The following is a 19,371-nucleotide window of genomic DNA, read 5'->3' on the forward strand; positions in this document are numbered from 1 at the left end:
TGCCGTGGGAACGCCGCTGCCGCGTGATCCGATTGCCGATGCCCGGCTGAACTGGGAGCGGCACGGCTGGGCCGACGTCGCCGCGCCGATGGCCGCCATCACCGCCATCATGCGGACCCAACAGATCCTGCTGGCCCGGATCGAAGGCGCCCTCAAGCCGTTCGGGCTGACCTTCGCCCGGTACGAACTGCTGGCGCTGCTGAGTTTTGCCCGCAGCGGCGCGCTGCCCATGAACAAGGCCAGCGCCCTGCTGCAGGTCCACCCCACCTCGGTGACCAACGCCGTCGACCGCCTCCAGGACGCCGGGCTGGTGGTCCGCTCCAGGCATCCCACCGACGGCCGCACCACCCTGATTGAACTCACCGCCGAGGGGCGCACCCTTGCCAAGCGGGCGACGGCGGTGCTCAACTCCGAGGTCTTCGGCCAGTCCGGCTTCGACGGGCAGGACGTCGACCAGCTGATCCGGATCCTGGGCACCTTCCGCCGCAACGCCGGCGATTTCACCGGCTGAAAGGCCGGCTCAGCCTCCGACGCCGGCGAGGACGGGCCTGCGGTCGAGGTGGATTCCGGCGATCATGCACCGCACGGAGCCGCCGGCCAGTTCGATCGTGGGAACATCGACGGGCAGCAGGGTACAGCTGCTTTCGATGATGGACTTCTGTTCCGCCGTCAGGCTCCCCAGGGCCCGCCGGGACAGCGCCAGCACGCGGCCCTCCGCGCCCTGGAGCTCGATCGCGTTGCCTGCGAAATTGAGGATCTGGTTGTGGCTCAACTCGATCACCGTCCGTCCCCCGCCGGAAAGCCGTTCCGCCACCTCGCGCCGGCGCTCCGCCGACGGGATCAGGCCCAGCCCCACCATCGCGAAGTCCGTCGCCACGGACATCATCACATTCGTGTGATAGACGGCGGTGCCGTCCGCGTCGGCCGCGTCGAAGAGCATGGGCTCATAACCGAAGTTCGTGCAGAACCGCTCCAGCGCGACGGGATCGGCCCGGCGGGAGCGTGCGGCGTATGCCACACGGCCGGCGTGGTCCAGGACCATGGCGCCCGTTCCCTCCAGGAACACGCGGTCCATTTCCAGCCCGGAGTAATCGATAACGTCCTGCACGCGGTAGTGGGTCTTGAGGAAGTCGAGAATGTCGCTGCGGCGTTCGTGGCGGCGGTTGGGGGCGTACATCGGGAATATCCCGATGTGGCCACCCGCATGGGTGGAGAGCCAGTTGTTGGGAAACACGCTGTCCGGGCGGGTTTCGTCATAGTCCTCGAACACATGCACCGTGATGCCGGCAGTTTCAAGCGTCTCGGCCAGCCCTGTCACCTCACTACGGGCTGCAGCGGCAAGCGTTTTCCGGTCCACGGAGCGAGCCGGCATCTGGAAGGCATTGTCCGCCGCCGTCGCCGGGTTGGGCATGAAGGTGTGCGGCCGTACGAGGACGACGGCGGACGGGGCTTGAACGGACATCGGAGACTCAGGAGCCAACCGGGGAGAGAGCACCCACGAGACCGAACAGGTTCTTCGGGTCCTCCGGGCTTGCCACGAGGTCGATCTCCACGAAGAAGTCGGTGCCGTCGACGGCGTCGCGCACGAACCGGAGGGCGGAGAAGTCCTCAATGGCAAAGCCGACTGAGTCGAAGATGGTGACCTGTGCAGCGGCCGTGCGCCCGGGCGCCCTGTCCGTCAGGACCTGCCAGAACTCCGTCACGCCGAAGTCGGCCGGCATGTGCTGGATCTCCCCTTCAATGCGGGTCTGGGGGGCGTACTCCACAAACACGTCGCCGCGTCCGAGGATCGCAGGTTCAAGCTCGGTCTTCCCCGGGCAGTCCCCGCCGATGGCGTTGATGTGGACGCCCGGTTCAATCAGGTCCGCCGTGAGGACGGTGGCGTTCGCCTTGTCCGCGGTGCACGTGGTGATGACATCGGCACCGCGCACCGCATCGGCTGCGGACGTGGCGATCGTGACGTCGAAGCCCAGGGGCGCCATGTTGGCCACGAACTTCTCCAGTGCGGCGGGATCGGTGTCCCATACCCGGAGCGTGGAAATACCCAGGGCGCTGCGGAACGCGAGGGCCTGGAACTCGGACTGGCTTCCACTGCCGATCATCGCCATGACGCGCGAGTCGGCACGGGCCAGCTTTTTCGCCACCATGCCGGACGTCGCCGCGGTGCGCAGCGCCGTCAGCACCGTCATCTCGGTAAGGAACGTGGGGTAGCCGTTGTGGACGTCGGCCAGGACGCCAAACGCCGTCACGGTCTGGAACCCACGCGCGGGGTTGGACGGGTGCCCGTTGACGTACTTGAAACCATAGGTCTCGTGGTCGCTCGTGGGCATGAGCTCGATGACGCCGAACGGCGTGTGGCTGGCCACACGGGGCGTCTTATCGAACGATTCCCAGCGCCGGAAATCATCCTCAAGGTACTGGATCATTCCGGAAATGATGTTCTCCGGCCCGCGTCCTGCAGCCCAGCGCACCATGTTGTGGACATCGACAAAGCGCGTCATCTGCGCCCCCTAATTCTCTAGCTATCCATTGATGCCACAACTCTAAGCTTCGGCGATATGCAGGCTCAAGTGCCGAATAGCAAGCTTTTTGTTGAGTTACTGAGCATAATGACGAGCCGTTTTGCGCATTATATACGTCTGGTCTTCCGGATCCCCCGCCTGATCCCTAGCGCAGCACCGAGCTGAGCAGGAGGCTCGTCTCGCTGTTGACAATGCCGTCGACCCCCCGGATCCGCCCCAGGACCTGGTCGAAGCCGATGAGGCTCTCGGTCCGGAGCTCTGCAACCAGGTCCCAGCCTCCGTTGGTGGTGTGCAGCGCCGTGATTTCCGGAAAGCCCCTGAGCTGGCGGATGACCCTGTCCGTTGTCCTGCCCTCCACGGCGATCAGGGCAATGGCGTGGATCGCCAGGGGATCGAGCTCGTCGCGCACCCGGACCGTGAAGCCGACGATGGTCCCCGACGCCACCAGCCGCTCCAGCCGGCTGTTGACAGTGGCCCGGGCGACATCGAGTTTGCGGGCCAGGCTGGCCACCGAGGCCCTGCCGTCTTCACGGAGGGCGGAGAGGAGCCGGCGATCAAGGTCAGTGAGGGGGGTCATCGTAATAATGTATACCTGGCATCATCATTTTGTGAGTTTTTTCAATGAAAAGTTGGTTTTTTGGCCATTGAGGATGCACATCACTCAACCGTAGTGTTGTCGCAGCGGTGACGCAGGACACAAGAAACGCTGCCGCCACTCCGCTCCCACCAAGTTCAAAGGGTAAAAGATGCCGTTTTCCTCCATGCCATCGCTGAGGCTCGCTGCCGTTGTCGCCGCCGCCGCGCTGGCCCTCACCGCTTGCACCAACGCCTCGCAGACCGCCGCAGGCTCCCCGTCGGGGCCTGCTGGCTTCGACCCCTCGGCAATCCAGAAGGACGAGGCACTGGCCGCGTTGGTTTCCCCCGCGCTGAAGGCAAAAGGCGTCCTGACCGTCGGCTCCGACACGTCCTACGCGCCCGCCGAATTCCTGGGTGCCGATGGCCAGACGCCGCAGGGCTACGACGTCGACATCGCCAAAGCGGTCGGCGCCACCCTCGGCCTGAGCACCAAGGTTGAGACGGCGGAGTTCACCGGCATCCTGCCGGCGCTGGGCCCCAAGTATGATCTCGGGATCTCCTCGTTCACCATCAACCCCGAGCGCGCCCAGACCGTGAATTTTGTCAGCTATTTCAATGCAGGCGTGCTGTGGGCCGTGGCCAAGGGCAACCCGAAGAACTTCGCGGTGGAGGATATCTGCGGCAAGAAGGTGGGAGTCCAGACCGGCACCGTAGAGGAGGATCCTGATGTGTCCGGCCGCTCCCGCAAGTGCGTCGCCGAGGGCAAGCCCGCCATCGACATCGTTACTCTGAAGAACCAGACAGATGTCACCACGCGCCTGGTCAACGGCAGCATCGACGCCATGGCCGCAGACTCGCCGGTCATCGGTTACGCCCTGTCGCAGACCGGGGACAAACTCCAGACGCTGGGCGAAGTCTACGACGCCGCACTGCAGGGAATTGCCATTGCGAAGTCGGACACTGCGTTGTCCGAACTCGTCGGCAAGGTCATGAACAAGCTCATCAGCGATGGCACCTACGGGAAAATCCTGGACAAATGGAACAACTCCAAGGGCGCCGTGACCACGTCTGAAGTGAACCCGGCGGTGGGCAGTTGAGCATCCTGACGCAGGGCGAGACCACAACCGCCCTGCCCGGGCAACGACGCCGGGGACCGGAACTCATCAACGCCGTTCCGGTCCGGCACCCCGGCCGATGGGCCGCGGGCGCCATCATCCTGCTGTTCGCCGCCATCATGGCCCAGAGCGTGTTCACCAACGCCAACTTCCGCTGGGAGACGGTGGGGACGTACCTCCTGGACGTTCTTGTGGTCCAAGGCATCGGGTGGACGCTGCTCCTCACGGTGCTCTCGATGGTAATCGCCATTGTGCTGGCCGTGCTGCTCGCCTTCATGCGCCAGTCCGACAACCCGCTGTTCCGGGGCGTGAGCTGGGCCTGGGTCTGGTTCTTCCGCGGAACGCCGGTCTACACCCAGCTCGTCTTCTGGGGCCTCATTTCGGTGCTCTATCCCAAGATCGCCGTGGGCGTTCCGTTCGGGGCCGAGCTGTTCAGCTTCAGCACACAGGATGTGATCACCGCCTTCGTGGCGGCGGTCCTGGGCCTGGGTTTGAACGAGTCCGCATACCTCGCCGAGATCTTCAGGGCGGGCCTGAAATCGGTCGACCCCGGCCAGATGGAGGCCGCCGAGGCTTTGGGCATGCGCAAGTCCAAGATCATGTGGCGCATCATCCTGCCCCAGGCCATGCGCGTGATCGTTCCCCCGACCGGCAATGAAACCATCGGAATGCTCAAGACCACCTCGCTGGTCCTGGCAGTGCCTTTCACCCTGGATCTCACGTTCGCCACCAACGGAATCGCCAACAGGAGCTACCTGCCCATTCCCCTGCTGATTGTCGCCGCGGTCTGGTACCTCGTCATCACCAGCGTTCTCATGGTGGGCCAGTTCTACATCGAACGCCACTTCGGCAAGGGTGTGGACAACCTCGTTCCCGCGCCGGTCAAACCCTTGCAAGCCCCCGCCAGCGCCGTCGCCACCCCGGCAGCCCACGCACCCCGGAAAGAGGATGAGGTTCTGTGACCATCACCAGTGACGTCGTGACGAAGGAAGCCCTCGTCCGGATTGACGGGGTCCACAAGTACTTTGGCAGCCACCATGTGCTCCGCGGCATTGACATGACGGTCCGGCAGGGTGAGGTTTCAGTGCTGATCGGGCCGTCCGGGTCCGGGAAGTCCACGCTGCTGCGCTGCATCAACATGCTCGAGACCATCAGCGCCGGCCGGATCCGCGTCAGCGATGACCTCATCGGCTTCCGCGAAAGCCGCGGGCGCCTCCATGACCTCACCACCAAGGAGATAGCAGCGCAGCGGCGGGACATCGGCATGGTGTTCCAGAAGTTCAACCTCTTCGCCCACCGTACCGCGCTGCAGAACATCATCGAGGCACCCACCCAGGTCAAAGGACAATCCAAGGTGAAGGCCCGGGCAAGGGCCATGGAGCTGCTGGACAGGGTGGGCCTGGCCAACCACGCCAATCACTATCCCGCCCAGCTCTCGGGCGGCCAGCAGCAGCGCGTGGCCATTGCCCGTGCACTGGCTATGGACCCGGAACTGATGCTTTTCGACGAGCCCACGTCCGCCCTCGACCCCGAACTGGTGGGTGATGTCCTCAACGTGATGAAGGACCTGGCCAAGTCCGGCATGACCATGATCGTGGTGACCCACGAGATCGGCTTCGCCCGGGAGGTCGGTGACACGCTGACCTTCATGGACGGCGGCGTCGTCGTCGAAAGCGGCGACCCGCGCCAGCTGATCGCTGACCCCCAGCACGCCCGGACCCGGGAGTTCCTTTCAAAGGTCCTGTGAGGTCCCGGCCTGCTTCCGCTGCAACGGCGGGAGGCCTCGGCGGCCGAGCTTAAAATCAAACGCCGTCTGGCCGGGAACGCGGGCCCGGCCGTCCCCTAGACTTCGGTGGAGCGGAGCGTTCGGATGGAACGGGCCTGGACATGAGGAGAGCACAATGATTCCGGAAATCAACTTCTGGGCGGTACTCGTGGCCGCGCTGTCCAGCCTGGTCGTTGGCTCCGTCTGGTACACGCCCAAGGTGTTCGGCAACTACCGGATGCGCGTCGCCAAGGTCACCCCGAGCGGCAATTCACGGGACGCCGTCAAGCCCATTCTGGTCACCCTCGTGGTCAGCTTCGTCAGTGCCTGGGTCCTTGCCGGTTCCGCCGCCATCTCCCAGCACTTCTACGGCGGAAATTTCCTGGCCAACACCCTGATCACTGCCACCATCCTCTGGGCCGGGTTCACCGCGGCCCGCTTCATCACCCACGACGCCTTCGAGGGCCGCCCCGCCCGCCTGACGCTCCTGAACTGCGCCCACGAACTGGCCACCTTTGAGGTCATGGCCCTCATCATCGGCCTGTTCGGGATCAGCGCGGCGTAGCCAGCCCGCTCGCTCCCCGACAGCTACCGGCGGAGCCGCTCCCGCGGCCCTGCTCAACTTCGGCCTTGCTCAACTTCGGGCCTGCTCAACTTCGGCCCGGCTCAGCCGCGCGCCGGCTTCGCGCGGACGTGCATTCTCTCGCCCTGGCGCCCAAAGAGGCTGATGAACTCCACCGGCCGGGTATCCGCCCGGCCGAACCAATGCGGGATCCGCGTGTCGAACTCTGCCGCTTCGCCGGGAGGTGTCGGCTCCTCTGGACCACCTGCGTTCAGGACGAGCTTGTAGGCCTGCACGCCACCGGGCCGGCGCGTCAGCGGCACAATGGTCATCCTCTTGTTGATGATGGGCCGCAGGTGAACCCGCGGATCCCCGGTGGTGGGCGCACCCACCAGTTCGTCCAGCGGAACCTGGTGCGCTTTGGCCAGGGGCAAGAGCAGTTCCAGATTGGGCCGTCACTGCCCCGATTCCAGCCGGGAGAGCGTGCTGACCGAGATGCCCGTGACCGCCGAAAGCGCAGACAGGGTGGTGTCGCGGCTGATCCGCAGGGCGCGGAGCCGCGGACCGACGGCTGCAAGGACATCATCAAGTTCATCCATGCTTTCAGTTTGCCACTTCGGCAAAGAAGGTTGCCACCGTCCGGGCCGCCACCGACGATGGATGTGGAGGTAAGAAAAATGACAGAAATGAACAACACATTGGTGGACGTCGTCATTGTTGGCGGTGGTGCAGCCGGCCTGAATGCGGCCCAGATGCTGGGCCGGTCACGCCGGTCGGTACTGGTGGTGGACGGCGGTGAACCCCGGAATGCACCGGCCGACGCGGTGCACGGCTTCCTGTCCCGCGACGGGATCAGCCCTGCCGAGCTGTACCGGATTGGCCGCGTCGAGGCGGAGTCCTACGGCGGCCGGTTCCTCAACGGGCAGGTGGTTGGCGTCACCGGCTCCAAGGGCCGCTTTTCGGTAGCGCTGGCGGACGGAAGCATGGTCCGCGGCCGCAGGCTCCTCATCGCCAGCGGGCTGGTGGACGAACTGCCGGACATACCGGGTTTGCGTGAACGCTGGGGCAAGGATGTCCTGCACTGCCCCTACTGCCACGGCTGGGAAGTCCGGGACCAGGCCATCGGCATCCTGGCCACGGGACCGCTCGCGGCCCACCAGGCACAACTTTTCCGGCAGTGGAGCGCCAACATCACGCTGTTCCTCAACGACGCCCTGCAGCCCACGGACGCGGAACTGCCGCAGCTGGCAGCGCGCGGCATCACGGTGGTTGACGGCCGCGTGGACTCCCTTCGCGTGGAGCGGGACAGGCTGACCGGAGTCGCGTTGATCGGCGGCAGCGTCGTGGCAGTGGACGCCGTGGTGACGGCACCCCGGTTCATGGCACGGACCGCAGCCTTTGCGGAGCTGGGCCTCAAGGCCGTCCAGCACCCGACCGGAATGGGCGAACACCTCGAAACCGACGCCGACGGAGCCACCGGCGTGCCCGGGGTGTGGGCGGCGGGCAACGTCACCGATCTCCGCGCGCAGGTGCTGTCCTCGGCAGCCGCCGGGGCGTGGGCCGGCGTCGGCATCAATGCGGACCTGATGGCGGAGGAACTGGCGGAAGCCGTCGCGGCGCATCAGGGCAGCCTCACCGCCTAGCGGTGGTTGAATGCCGGCTGGCGCTTCTCGCTGAAGGCCGCCATGCCTTCCTTCTGGTCCTCGGTGGCGAACAACGAATGGAACACGCGCCGCTCAAACAGGACGCCCTGGGCCAGCCCGGTCTCAAAGGCCGCATTGACCGCTTCCTTCGCCACCATCGCCACCGGCTTGGACTTGGAGGCGATCACCTCGGCAGCCTTCAGCGCCTCCTCGACCACATCCGCGGCGGCCACCACGCGGGACACCAAGCCGGAGCGTTCCGCTTCCTCGGCATCCATGAAGCGCCCGGTCAGGATCATGTCCATCGCCTTGGCCTTGCCCACCGCCCGGGTCAGTCGCTGCGAGCCGCCCATGCCGGGCAGCACGCCCAGGTTGATTTCCGGCTGGCCGAACTTGGCGTTGTCCCCGGCGATGATGAAATCACACATCATCGCGAGCTCGCAACCGCCGCCCAGGGCGAACCCGGAGACCGCCGCCACGACGGGGATCCGGAGCCTGGTGAAGTCCTCCCACCCGCGGAACCAGTCTGCGGCATACATGTCCATGTAGCCCTTGGACTGCATTTCCTTGATGTCTGCCCCGGCGGCGAAGGCCTTCGCCGAGCCGGTCACCACCACAGCACCCACCCCGGGGTCCGTGTCCAGGGCGGTGACGGCAGCCACCAGTTCGTCCATGGTGGCCTTGTTGAGGGCATTGAGTGCCTCGGGCCGGTTGAGCGTCACGAGACCCACGCGGCCGCGGCGCTCCACCAGGATGTTTGCGTACTGCTCCGTCATTCGTGTCCCCGTTCGGGTTGTCTTTTGGGTGGTCTTGATTCCGAGCTGGTGGGCCGGCCGCTAGTGCGCGGACTTGTCCCGGATGTCCGTGATGATGCCGGAGAAGTCCCGGCCGGCACCGCCCTCTGCGGCAAAAGTATCGTAGATTTCGGAGGCAAGCGGTCCCAGCCGGGCGGCGACGCCGGTGCTTTCGAGGGCGTTGAGCGCCAGCTTGAGGTCCTTCGCCATCAGTGCACCCGCGAATCCGGGCTGGTAGTCCCGGTTGGCGGGGCTCGTGGGGACCGGCCCCGGCACGGGGCAGTTGGTGGTCAGCGCCCAGCACTGTCCCGAGGCCGCGGAGGCGACGTCGAACAGTGCCTGGTGCGTCAGCCCGAGCTTCTCACCGAGAACGAAGGCCTCGCTGACCGCAATCATGGAGACCCCGAGGATCAGGTTGTTGCAGATTTTTGCCGCCTGTCCCGCGCCGTGCTCCCCGCAGTGGACCACGCGCTTGCCCATGACTTCAAGCATCGGCCGCACCGCCTCGAAGTCCTCCGGCAGCGCTCCGACCATGAACGTCAGGGTGCCGGCCTCGGCCCCCACAACGCCGCCGGACACCGGGGCGTCCACGGAGCGGTGGCCGGCGGCGACGGCCAGCCCGGCAGCCTCACGGGCCTCGTCCACGTTGATGGTGGAGCAGTCCAGGAACAGCGTGCCGGCCGGCGCAGTCGCCAGCAGCCCGGGCTGCCCGCCCGTGCCGCGGTAGGCATCCAGGACGTGCTTGCCGCTGGGCAGCATGGTCAGTACGACGGCGGCACCGGCCACCGCTTCGGCAGCAGTGGCCGCGGTCGCGACGCCATGCGCCTGGGCGGTGTCGATCGCCGCCGGTACGACGTCGAACCCGGTCACGGCGTAGCCAGCCTTGACCAGGTTGACGGCCATCGGTCCGCCCATGTGGCCCAGGCCGAGGAACGCGATGGAGCCGGCGTTCTGCCCTGTTTCAGCCCGTAGTTCTTCAGCCCGTAGTTTTTCAGACATGGTCACTCTCCTTTGAAGCCAGTTTGAGTTCGCGGCCGCCCAGCGGGGCAAAGTAGGACTCGACGTCGTCGCGGCTGACCTCCGCGAGCGTGGCGGGCTGCCAGTGCGGAGTGCGGTCCTTGTCCACCACCTGGGCCCGGATGCCCTCACGGAAGTCGGGGCCGGCCAGGAAGCGCAGGCCCACCCGGTACTCCTGCCCGAGGGCCTCCTCCAGGCTCAGCCCACGGACGCGCCGCAGGGATTCCAGCGCCACCTTCACGGCGGTCGGCGACTTGGCCGCGATCGTGTCGGCCGCCCCGGCGGCTTCCCGGGCCCCTTCTCCGCCCGATTCTCCCTCAAAGGAACGCAGCCGGCGCAGGATCTCTTCGGCGTCGTCGCCGGAGTAGCAGGCGTCAATCCACTCCTGCTGTTGCGCCAGCGCCGAGGGTGGAGCCTGTTCCGTGAAGCGTCCGACGGCGGCGTCCGCCGTCTCACTCTCCAGCGCCACCGCCAGTTCAGCCAGGCGTCCGGACGCCACGAAGTGGTCCGCCAGCCCGAGGAACAGCGCGTCGGCACCGCTCAGGTGCGCGCCGGTGAGGGCGGCGTGGGTGCCGGACTCCCCCGGCGAACGGGAGAGCAGCAGGGTCCCGCCGACGTCGGGCACGAAGCCGATGGTGGTTTCGGGCATGCCCATCCGGGTGCGTTCGGTGACGATCCGGACCGAGCCGTGCGCGGAAATGCCCACGCCGCCGCCGAGGACCAGGCCGTCCATGAACGCCACATAAGGTTTGGGGTACCCGGAGATGAGGGAATTCAGCCGGTACTCCTCCGCCCAGAAGTCCGCCGTGGCATGGCCGCCGTCGAGCATGTCCCGGTAGATGGCCACAATGTCCCCGCCCGCGCACAGGCCCCGCCCGCCGGCGCCGCGGACCAGCACGGCGGCCACGGCGTCGTCGTCGGCCCAGCGTTTAAGCTGCTTCAGCATGGCGGAGGCCATGCCCGCGGTGAGCGCGTTGACCGCCGCGGGCCGGTTCAGGGTGACGATGCCGAGGCGGCCGCGCTTTTCAAAGAGAACTTCGTCGAACAGCACCTCGGCGGCCGGCTCGGAGACTTCCTCGGCGTGCTTCCCCGCCATCAGCTGCCTTCCGGCATCACGAAGCTGCTGCCGGAACGGATGCCCGAGGGCCAGCGCGTGGTGACCGTCTTGGTCTTGGTGTAGAACCGGAAGGCGTCGGCGCCGTGCTGGTTGAGGTCCCCGAACCCCGAGGCCTTCCAGCCGCCGAAGCTGAAGTAGGCGATCGGCACCGGGATGGGGACGTTGATGCCCACCATGCCCACCTGGACCCGGCTCGCGAAGTCGCGTGCGGCGTCTCCGTCGCGGGTGAAGATCGCGACGCCGTTGCCGAATTCGTGGTCGCTGCAGAGCCGGAGGGCTTCGTCGTAGTCCTCCGCGCGGAGCACGCTCAGCACGGGGCCGAAGATCTCTTCCTTGTAGATCTTCATGTCCTTGGTGACGTTGTCGAAGAGCGTGGGTCCCACCCAGAAACCGCCGTCGTAGCCCTCCACCTTCAGTCCGCGGCCGTCGGTCACGAGGCTGGCGCCTTCCTCGACGCCGGAGGCGATGTAGCCCTCGATACGCTCTTTGGCGGCGGGTGCCACCACTGGGCCGAAGTCCGAGTCCCTGGCCAGGCTGTGGCCCACCTTGAGGGTCTTCATCCGCTCCTGCAGCCTGGCGACGAGCGCGTCGGCGGTGGCCTTGCCCACCGGCACGGCCACCGAGACGGCCATGCAGCGTTCGCCGGCGGAGCCGAAGCCGGCCCCGATCAGGGCATCCGCGGCCATGTCCAGGTCCGCGTCCGGCATGATCACCATGTGGTTCTTCGCGCCGCCGAAGCACTGGGCGCGTTTCCCGTTCGCCGCGGCGGTGGCGTAGATGTACTGGGCGATGGGCGTGGAGCCGACGAAGCCGATCGCCTGGACCCGGGGGTCCTCCAGCAGCGCATCCACGGCTTCCTTGTCCCCGTTGACCACGTTGAAGACGCCGTCGGGCAGGCCCGCCTCGGTGAAGAGCTCCGCCAGGCGGAGCGGCACGGAGGGATCCCGTTCGGAGGGCTTGAGGATGAAGGAGTTGCCAGCGGCGAGGGCCGGGCCGGACTTCCACAGCGGGATCATCGCCGGGAAGTTGAACGGCGTGATGCCGGCAACAACACCGAGCGGCTGGCGCATCGAGTGCACATCGATGCCGGTCCCGGCGCTGTCCGAGAACTCGCCCTTGAGCAGGTGCGGGGCGCCGGCGGCGAACTCCACGACTTCGATGCCACGCTGGATGTCACCCTTGGCGTCCGGGAAGGTCTTGCCGTGCTCGGAGGACAGCAGGGTGGCGAGCTGGTCCATGTTCTCGTTGACGAGGTCGACGAACTTGAGCAGGATCCGGCCGCGCCGCTGCGGGTTCATGGCGGCCCATTCAAGCTGGCCCTTTTCCGCACTGGCAATCACGTTGCGCACTTCCCCGGCGCTGGCCAGCGGCACCCTGGCCTGGACTTCGCCGGTGCAGGGATCGTAGACGTCACCGAAGCGCCCCGAGGTGCCCTCCACCCGCTGACCGTCAATGTAATGGGATAGTTCGCGAACCATGGCCGAATGCTCCTTTGCATGTGATCCAGATCATCTCTGCAGCTGAATATACTCGGACTTCCTACTAATTTCCAGAGAGCCGGTGCGGGTTCCGGCGCCGCGCAGCACCGCCGTCGGGGGCACTTTGGGCACTGGCCCGGCCGGTACGGGCCTCTCCGACGGCGTGTCCGCGCCAAAGTGCCCCGGGTGGGCGCCGGCCGGCGACCGGCGGCAGCCACGCCCGGCAGCCAAGTTCGGTAAGTTAGGGACTGTGAAGATTGCTACTTGGAATGTGAACTCCCTCCGCGCCCGAGCCGACCGTGTGGAAGCCTGGCTTCAGCGCACCGACTGCGACGTCCTGGCCATCCAGGAAACCAAGTGCAAGGACGACAACTTCCCGTGGGAGCTGTTCGAGAGCATGGGCTATGAGGTGGCGCACTACGGCCTGAGCCAGTGGAACGGCGTCGCGATTGCCTCCCGGGTGGGCCTTGCCGACGTGGAACGGACCTTCATGGACCAGCCGGTCTTCGGCAAGAGCGGCAAAGACGCCGTGCAGGAGGCCCGGGCAATCGGCGCCACCTGCGGCGGCATCCGCGTCTGGAGCCTCTACGTGCCCAACGGCCGGGCCCTCGACGACGAGCACATGCCCTACAAACTGAGCTGGCTGGACACGCTGAAGACGCAGGCCCAGGGCTGGGTCAAGGATGATCCCGAAGCACAGATCGCGCTGATGGGCGACTGGAACATCGCCCCGCAGGACGACGACGTCTGGGACATCGACTATTTCCGTGCCGAGGGCCTCACCCACGTCAGTCCGCCGGAACGGGCGGCCTTCCACGCCTTCGAAGACGCCGGATTCCAGGACGCCGCCCGCCCGTACACCCCGGGCCCCGGCGTCTACACCTACTGGGACTACACCCAGCTGCGCTTCCCGAAGAAGGAAGGCATGCGGATCGACTTCGTCCTGGCCTCCCCGGCCCTGGCCGCACGCGTCACCGGCGCGGCGATCGACCGGGAGGAGCGCAAAGGCAAGGGCGCCTCGGACCACGCCCCGGTCATCGTGGAGCTGAGCGACTGATGACTCCGGACCGCCGAAGCGTGCTCCGATGACGGGAAACCTCTACCGGGGGCAGACCGGGCTGCCGTTCTCTTCCGCGCTGCGGATCTATGAGCCGCTGGAAGCCTACCCGGCGGACCAGCAGGACACCCTGCGGACGGCCGGGGCCCGGGGCGCGTCCCGTGCGGCGGTTGAAAACGCCGAACTGCTCGCCTCCCTCGGCCGGATCACCCGCGCCGGCGGGGACCCGTTCCCCACCGGACGGACCGACCTGGTCCGGGTTGTCGCCGCACCGCCCCCGGGCGGCACGGCCCACCCCGCCCCGTCCGCCGCGGGTGCCGGCACCGAAGCCGGCACCGGCGCTGCGCCGTCCGACGGCGGCGCCCCGGACAGGCTGCTGTATTGCCCGAGCCAGCTGGTGCTCCGCGCCGGGCTCGCCGCAAACGCCCTGATGGAGGGGATCCACGGACCCCTGGCCCAGCTGCTGATCCCGGAAGAGCAGCGCGACAAGCACCAGGAACGCATCGATGAGGTGCGGGCGCACGCCGGACTGGGCCGGGTCCACACCCGGGCATCGACCTGGGGCATTCCGTTCAGCTGGTTCTGCCTGTTCCAGGAATCGGACCCCACAGACGTGGTGGAATCCGAGGGGCATATCGTCACCGTGCGGATCCGTGCCGGCATCCGCGAAGCGCTGGAGAGGGTCCGCTATGCAGTGGCTCATCTGGCACTGGCCGCCCCGGACCTGGACATGCTCGAGGACCTGACCCAGCTCACCGAATGGCTCGAGCTCTTCCACCCGGGCTCCGTGGTGGAACTCGACTACGGTGCGGTGGCGGACAAGGTCTACCCGGACGACTCCCCCCTCGATGTGAGGCTGGGCATCGAGTGCCTGGCCGAGGGCGATATGACCGGCGCGGCCGCAGCGTACCGCCGGCTGGCGTCCCGCTGGATCCCCATCCGGCAGCTCGCACGCGCCTCCTGATCAGCCGTCCCGAACTCGCCGCCGCCTCCTAGGCGGCCGGGTCCCCGGACCGCGGCGGCGCCGTCGTACGCCTGACAATCAGCCGGTGCGGCGCAATGGTCGAGCGGACGGCGCCGGCCATGCCGTCGAGCTCGTCCAGCAGCATTTTCGTCCCCAGCTCGGCCTGTTCGTCGGGGCTCTGCCCCACCGTGGTGAGACCCATGGCTTCGGCGAAGTCATGGTTGTCGATTCCGATCACGGAGAGGTCCTGCGGAACCCGGACCCCCAACCGGTTCGCCTCGAAAATCACTCCCATGGCCATCTCGTCCGAAGCGCAGAAGATGGCGGTGGGCTTCGGACCGGGGCGCTCCCAGAGCCGGTTGAACGCGTCCTGCCCGCTGCGCACGGTGAAATCCCCCCACTCGTCCCACTCCGGACGGACCGCCAGCCCGGCTTCGGCCATCACTTCCTGGAAGGCCCTGATCCGGACCCTCGGGACGTCGAAGTTCAGGTCGGTCTCGTCATCGCCGTGCAGCACGGCGATGTCCCGGTGCCCGAGACCAATGAGGTGGCGCACGGCCGTGGCGGCTGCGGCGTAATCGTCAATGCCGATGTAGGGGCAGTCCTCCACATGTCCGCCCACGATGACGAGCGGGATGTCGATCTTCTGGAGATGCTGGATTTCCTCGTGCGTCAGGGCCATACAGAGGACCAGGAGTGCGTCGATCTGCTTGTAGACCATGGTCTTGCTGAAGAGCCGCTCACGGTTGCTTCCGTGGCCGCCCAGATTGAAAAGGGAGAGGTTGTACTGGCGGGCGTGCAGTTCCCGGTCCGCGCCCTCAATCGCCTTGGAGAAGAACCAGCGGCTGACGAAAGGTGCCAGCACCCCGATGGTCCTGGTGCGCCCCGTGGCCAGGCCGGAAGCCGAGGAGGAGGCCACGTAGCCCAGGGCTTCAGCGATGCCCAGGATCTTCTCCCGGGTGGCCGGTGAAACCCTGGGCAGGCCGCGGACCGCCCGGGACACGGTGGCCGTGGAGACTCCTGCCGCAGCTGCCACGTCCTCAATGCTGACGCCAGAGTGGCCGCCGCGCTGGGCCCTCGCATTTGTCCGTACCACCGTGTCCCCTTGTCGGCTATCCGCGGGATCGACCGAGCTCGCCGCCCGGGCGGCTTCCGGACCTTTCACAGCACTCCCGCCCTCAGCGGCGTCGGGCGGCCGTACGGCCGGGCAGCCGCCGTCGCAATCTGATCATTCCGTACAGGACGGCCAGGCTCGCCAGCAGACCCAAAGCCCAGCCAAGGGCAGGCTGGGCGGTCACCTCCATCCAGACGGTGACCGCCAGCAGCACCATGGCCCAGAAGCCGAGGAAACCGATAATGATGTCGAAGTCCTCCCCGGAACGTACCTTGCGGTGCACCCCGGCCACGTGGCCCTGGTTCCGCTTGCCGGTCATGACGCAGCCGTCACTTGACCGCGCCGGCCGTCAGGCCGGCCACGATCTTGCGCTGGAACACCAGCACCAGGATGACCAGTGGAATGGTCACAATGGTGCCCGCAGCCATGATCGCCGTGTACGGGACCTGGTTGGGCTGTGCCCCGGCGAAGCTGGCAATGGCCACGGTGACCGGCTGGGTCGCGTCGCTGGAGAGCTGGCTGGCGATCAGGAATTCATTCCAGGAGGAGATGAACGCCAGGATGGCCGTGGTGAAGATGGCCGGCGCCGCCAACGGCATGATGACCTTCCGGAACGCCTGTCCCTGCGTGCAGCCGTCCACCCGCGCCGATTCCTCCAGCTCCCAGGGCATCTCCCGGAAGAAGGACGTCATGGTGTAGACGGTCAGCGGCAGCACGAACGAGATGTTCGGGATGATCAGCGCCTGGTACGTGCCGATCCAGCCGATGTTGGTGAACAGCTGGAACAACGGCGTGATGAGGGCGACGCCCGGGAACATCGAGGCGCCCAGGATGAAGCCCAGCACGAGGTACTTGAACCGGAAGTTCAACCGGGCAAGCGCGTAGGCGGCAAACACGCCGATCAGCAGCGAAACCAGGGTGACCACGACGCCGATGAACACACTGTTAAGCAGCGCCTGTCCGAAGCGGTTGCCGAACGATGTGTCGAACGCCGTCTTGAAGTTGTCCAGCGTCACGTGGGTCGGCAGCAGCGAGGTGTCGTAGGTGAAGCCGACGTCGCGGAACGCCGTCACAACCATCCAGTAGGCCGGAGCCAGGCACCAGATCAGGATCACTGCGGCGCTGATGTACGTGCGTCCCTGGGCCAGCTTTTCGCGGTTCTGGGCGGTCTTCCGTCCCCGGTCCTGCTCTGCGCGCAGCTCGGTCGCGGCGGTCATTTCTTCCCCTTACCGGTGGCGCCGCTCTGTTCCACGACGTTCGCCCCGAGGAAGCGCACGAAGATGAAAGCGACAAGAAAGATGATGATGAACGTGATGGTGGACAATGCCGCGGCCGCGTTGAAGCCCTGCCTGATCTGGTTGATCACCAGGATCGAGAGCGTGGTGGTGTTGTTGGCTCCGCCCGTCAGGATGTACGGGAGGTCGAACATGCGGAGCGCATCCAGGGTGCGGAAGAGGATGGCCACCATCAGCGCCGGCTTCACCAGCGGCAGGGTAATCAGCCGGAACCGCTGCCAGGCTGAGGCGCCGTCGACCTTGGCTGCCTCGTACACTTCCGCGGGAATCATCTGCAGGCCGGCAAGGATCAGCAGCGCCATGAACGGAGTGGTCTTCCAGGTATCCGCGATGATCACTGCCCATTTGGCCGGCCATTCGCTGCCGGTCCACAGGATGGTGGTGTTGAAGAGCTTGTTGGCGATGCCTTCGAAGGCGAAGATGAACAGCCACAGCTTGGCGGTAACGGCGGTGGGGATGGCCCACGGCACCAGGACGGCGGCGCGGACCAGGCTGCGGCCCTTGAAGGTCCGGGCCATGATGATCGCCATCCAGAACCCCAGCACGGTCTCCAGCGCCACGGTGACCACCGTGAAGAAGAAGGTGGTGGCTGTGGCGGACCAGAACTGCGCACCGAGTGTTCCCGGCGGGCAGGCCAGGGTTCCGCCGCCCGGAGCGGCACATTGCTGGGCAATCCAGTTGACGTAGTTCGAGATGCCGGCCGGGCCGCCCTCGGTGAAGAGGCCGGTGGCGGGGTCCAGCCCGGCGTCCTTCTGGAAGGACATGACGATGGCGCTGACGATCGGGTAGACAATGACGGTCGCGAGCGCGAGAACGGTGGGGGCCAGCAGCCAGGCCGCCCACCGGCCCTGGCTCGCAACAGCGTTGTCTTCCCCCACACCCTTGGGTGCGTGATGGATCTCAGTCCCGCCCGACGCCGGATCCTTTACCGGCGTCGGGCCCAATTCGGTTGCCATGGCTGGCTACTTGGACTGGGTTTCGATGGACTTCTGCATGTCAGACAGTGCGGCGTCGACTGCCTTCTCACCCTTGATCGCTGCGTAGGCGTTCTCCTGGATGGCCTTGGTGACCGCCGGGTAGAACGGTGTGACAGGGCGCGGCACTGCGTTCTCGATGGAGGTCTTCAGCACCGGCAGGTACGGCAGCTTGGCGACAAGTTCCGGGTCGTCATAGAGCGCGCCGAGCACCGGGGCGAGCGAACCCTGGGTGGCGTAGAACTTCTGGGTTTCCTCGGAGGTGAGGAACTTCAGGAAGTCCAGTGCCGTGGCCTTGTTCTTCGAGTAGACGCTGACCGCCGCGCTGTGGCCGCCGAGCGACGATGCGCCCGGTCCGTCCTTGCCCGGGAGGGCCGCCATTCCCAGGACATCCTTGACCTTCGAGGAGCCTTCAGTCGTGGCCAGGTTATAGACGTAGGGCCAGTTGCGCAGGAACAGCAGCTTGCCGTCCTGGAACGCCTGCCGGCTTTCCTCTTCCTGGAAGGTGATGGCCTCCTTCGGGATGTTCCCGTCCGCGTAGGCCTTGGCCAGGTTCCCGAGGCCTGCCTTTGCCTCGGGGGTGTTCAGGCTGGGCTTGCCGTCCTTGTCCAGCACGGACCCGCCGGCGGAGTTGATCGCCTCGGAGGCGTTGACCGTGAGGCCTTCATATTTCTTGAACTGGCCGGAGTAGCAGCCGATGTTGTTGGCCGTGGCAACGGAGCACATGCCCATCATCTCGTCCCAGGTCTTCGGGGGCGTGGGGACGAGGTCCTTGCGGTAGTACAGGATGCCGCTGTCGGAGTTCTGCGGGGCGGCGTACAGCGTGCCCTTGTAGGAGGCGGCCTCGACGGTGGGCTTCAGCATGGCCGAGGTGTCCAGCGCCATCTTGTCCTTGAGCGGCTGCAGCCAGCCCTTGGCGGCGAATTCTGCGGTCCAGACGACGTCGACGGTCGCGACGTCGTAGCCGGCGTCCTTGGCCTGGAAGTGCTGGACAAGGTCGTCATGCTGCTGGTCGGCGTTGTCCGTCTGCTCCTTGAACGTGACCTTCTCGTTCGGGTGGGCCGTGTTCCACTTTTCGATCAGCGGACGGACCACGTTGCTGTTGTCCTTGCCCTGAACGTAGGTGATGGGGCCACGCCCATCCAGACCCTGCGCGGCGTCGCCGCCGGCACCACCGGCACTGGAGCCGCCGCCCCCTCCGCCACCACAGGCTGACAGGGTCAGGGCCAGAACGCCTGCCGTGGCTACTGGAAGTAGGAACTTAGGGGTTTTCATACTGGGGGCTCCTCGCTGAGTACCGGAAAAAGCGGTGCTGTTGGTGTGGTGACCATCACAGTAATCACCATGCGGTGCGGAATGCAAGCGTTTACATGACTCT

The 19,371-nt window shown here is 66.4% G+C and carries 20 protein-coding genes and 1 pseudogene; 8 read left to right on the forward strand and 13 right to left on the reverse strand.

Annotated elements, in window-relative coordinates; all coding sequences use genetic code 11:
* Positions 1 to 4 precede the first annotated feature (4 nt).
* Entirely contained in the window at positions 5 to 511 is a 507-nt protein-coding gene (locus ABIB26_RS20815) for a MarR family winged helix-turn-helix transcriptional regulator (RefSeq protein WP_354247628.1), read from the forward strand.
* Between the two features lie 9 nt (positions 512 to 520).
* Here ABIB26_RS20815 and ctlX read toward each other — a convergent pair whose 3' ends face one another.
* The 3 genes from ctlX to ABIB26_RS20830 all read right to left on the reverse strand — a co-directional run bounded on the left by ctlX (position 521) and on the right by ABIB26_RS20830 (position 3,099).
* The gene (ctlX, locus tag ABIB26_RS20820) at positions 521 to 1,462 is read right to left on the reverse strand and encodes a citrulline utilization hydrolase CtlX (RefSeq protein WP_354247630.1); all 942 of its coding nucleotides are present in this window, start codon (positions 1,460 to 1,462) and stop codon (positions 521 to 523) included.
* 7 nt (positions 1,463 to 1,469) lie between these two features.
* Positions 1,470 to 2,501, reverse strand: coding sequence for an ornithine cyclodeaminase (gene ocd, locus ABIB26_RS20825; RefSeq protein ID WP_354247634.1), 1,032 nt, complete (start codon positions 2,499 to 2,501; stop codon positions 1,470 to 1,472).
* A gap of 166 nt (positions 2,502 to 2,667) precedes the next feature.
* On the reverse strand, positions 2,668 to 3,099 hold the full coding sequence (locus ABIB26_RS20830) for an Lrp/AsnC family transcriptional regulator (RefSeq protein WP_354247636.1): 432 nt from the start codon (positions 3,097 to 3,099) through the stop codon (positions 2,668 to 2,670).
* 169 nt (positions 3,100 to 3,268) lie between these two features.
* On the opposite strand from ABIB26_RS20830, the gene ABIB26_RS20835 reads away from it, so the two are divergent.
* From ABIB26_RS20835 to ABIB26_RS20850, 4 genes are all read left to right on the forward strand, one after another.
* Entirely contained in the window at positions 3,269 to 4,195 is a 927-nt protein-coding gene (locus tag ABIB26_RS20835) for an ABC transporter substrate-binding protein (protein WP_354247639.1), read from the forward strand.
* Positions 4,196 to 4,200: 5 nt separating this feature from the next.
* Positions 4,201 to 5,175: an amino acid ABC transporter permease gene (locus tag ABIB26_RS20840; protein WP_502913727.1), complete on the forward strand. Its 975-nt coding sequence runs from the start codon at positions 4,201 to 4,203 to the stop codon at positions 5,173 to 5,175.
* Positions 5,172 to 5,960 carry an amino acid ABC transporter ATP-binding protein gene (locus ABIB26_RS20845; RefSeq protein ID WP_354247642.1) on the forward strand — a complete coding sequence of 263 codons (789 nt, stop codon included), beginning with the start codon at positions 5,172 to 5,174 and terminating at the stop codon, positions 5,958 to 5,960. Before ABIB26_RS20840 ends, ABIB26_RS20845 begins: the two co-directional genes overlap by 4 nt.
* Before the next feature lie 154 nt (positions 5,961 to 6,114).
* Positions 6,115 to 6,543: a DUF1761 domain-containing protein gene (locus tag ABIB26_RS20850; RefSeq protein WP_354247643.1), complete on the forward strand. Its 429-nt coding sequence runs from the start codon at positions 6,115 to 6,117 to the stop codon at positions 6,541 to 6,543.
* Between the two features lie 101 nt (positions 6,544 to 6,644).
* On the opposite strand, the pseudogene ABIB26_RS20855 reads toward ABIB26_RS20850, so the two are convergent.
* Positions 6,645 to 7,139: pseudogene (locus ABIB26_RS20855) on the reverse strand (helix-turn-helix domain-containing protein).
* 78 nt (positions 7,140 to 7,217) lie between these two features.
* On the opposite strand from ABIB26_RS20855, the gene ABIB26_RS20860 reads away from it, so the two are divergent.
* Complete coding sequence (locus ABIB26_RS20860) at positions 7,218 to 8,183, forward strand: NAD(P)/FAD-dependent oxidoreductase (RefSeq protein WP_354247646.1); 966 nt, start codon at positions 7,218 to 7,220, stop codon at positions 8,181 to 8,183.
* Here ABIB26_RS20860 and ABIB26_RS20865 read toward each other — a convergent pair.
* From ABIB26_RS20865 to ABIB26_RS20880, 4 genes are read right to left on the reverse strand one after another with little or no spacing between them, the layout of a single operon-like run.
* Entirely contained in the window at positions 8,180 to 8,959 is a 780-nt protein-coding gene (locus tag ABIB26_RS20865; RefSeq protein ID WP_354247649.1) for an enoyl-CoA hydratase, read from the reverse strand. The genes ABIB26_RS20860 and ABIB26_RS20865 overlap by 4 nt on opposite strands.
* A gap of 60 nt (positions 8,960 to 9,019) precedes the next feature.
* The gene (gene mmsB, locus ABIB26_RS20870) at positions 9,020 to 9,976 is read right to left on the reverse strand and encodes a 3-hydroxyisobutyrate dehydrogenase (protein ID WP_354247651.1); all 957 of its coding nucleotides are present in this window, start codon (positions 9,974 to 9,976) and stop codon (positions 9,020 to 9,022) included.
* The gene (locus tag ABIB26_RS20875; RefSeq protein WP_354247653.1) at positions 9,969 to 11,090 is read right to left on the reverse strand and encodes an enoyl-CoA hydratase/isomerase family protein; all 1,122 of its coding nucleotides are present in this window, start codon (positions 11,088 to 11,090) and stop codon (positions 9,969 to 9,971) included. The genes mmsB and ABIB26_RS20875 overlap by 8 nt, the downstream gene beginning before the upstream one ends.
* On the reverse strand, positions 11,090 to 12,589 hold the full coding sequence (locus tag ABIB26_RS20880; RefSeq protein WP_354247656.1) for a CoA-acylating methylmalonate-semialdehyde dehydrogenase: 1,500 nt from the start codon (positions 12,587 to 12,589) through the stop codon (positions 11,090 to 11,092). Before ABIB26_RS20880 ends, ABIB26_RS20875 begins: the two co-directional genes overlap by 1 nt.
* A gap of 250 nt (positions 12,590 to 12,839) precedes the next feature.
* On the opposite strand from ABIB26_RS20880, the gene ABIB26_RS20885 reads away from it, so the two are divergent.
* Together ABIB26_RS20885 and ABIB26_RS20890 are read left to right on the forward strand one after the other, a co-directional pair.
* Positions 12,840 to 13,646, forward strand: a complete 807-nt coding sequence (locus tag ABIB26_RS20885; RefSeq protein WP_354247659.1) for an exodeoxyribonuclease III — start codon at positions 12,840 to 12,842, stop codon at positions 13,644 to 13,646.
* A 28-nt stretch (positions 13,647 to 13,674) separates the two neighbouring features.
* Complete coding sequence (locus ABIB26_RS20890; protein WP_354247662.1) at positions 13,675 to 14,610, forward strand: DUF8083 family protein; 936 nt, start codon at positions 13,675 to 13,677, stop codon at positions 14,608 to 14,610.
* Positions 14,611 to 14,638: 28 nt separating this feature from the next.
* On the opposite strand, the gene ABIB26_RS20895 is transcribed toward ABIB26_RS20890, so the two are convergent.
* The 5 genes from ABIB26_RS20895 to ABIB26_RS20915 form a co-directional block, all read right to left on the reverse strand.
* Entirely contained in the window at positions 14,639 to 15,706 is a 1,068-nt protein-coding gene (locus ABIB26_RS20895; protein WP_354247663.1) for a LacI family DNA-binding transcriptional regulator, read from the reverse strand.
* Positions 15,707 to 15,788: 82 nt separating this feature from the next.
* Positions 15,789 to 16,043, reverse strand: coding sequence for a hypothetical protein (locus tag ABIB26_RS20900; RefSeq protein ID WP_354247666.1), 255 nt, complete (start codon positions 16,041 to 16,043; stop codon positions 15,789 to 15,791).
* 10 nt (positions 16,044 to 16,053) lie between these two features.
* Positions 16,054 to 16,941 carry a carbohydrate ABC transporter permease gene (locus tag ABIB26_RS20905; RefSeq protein ID WP_354247669.1) on the reverse strand — a complete coding sequence of 296 codons (888 nt, stop codon included), beginning with the start codon at positions 16,939 to 16,941 and terminating at the stop codon, positions 16,054 to 16,056.
* Positions 16,938 to 17,975: a carbohydrate ABC transporter permease gene (locus tag ABIB26_RS20910; RefSeq protein ID WP_354247672.1), complete on the reverse strand. Its 1,038-nt coding sequence runs from the start codon at positions 17,973 to 17,975 to the stop codon at positions 16,938 to 16,940. The genes ABIB26_RS20905 and ABIB26_RS20910 overlap by 4 nt, the downstream gene beginning before the upstream one ends.
* A 6-nt stretch (positions 17,976 to 17,981) precedes the next feature.
* Positions 17,982 to 19,268 (reverse strand): ABC transporter substrate-binding protein, encoded by a 1,287-nt coding sequence (locus tag ABIB26_RS20915; protein ID WP_354247675.1) that lies wholly within the window; start codon positions 19,266 to 19,268, stop codon positions 17,982 to 17,984.
* Positions 19,269 to 19,371: the final 103 nt, after the last annotated feature.

The sequence above is a fragment of the Arthrobacter sp. UYEF20 genome (assembly GCF_040546335.1).
In the GTDB taxonomy this organism is placed as follows: Bacteria; Actinomycetota; Actinomycetes; order Actinomycetales; family Micrococcaceae; genus Arthrobacter.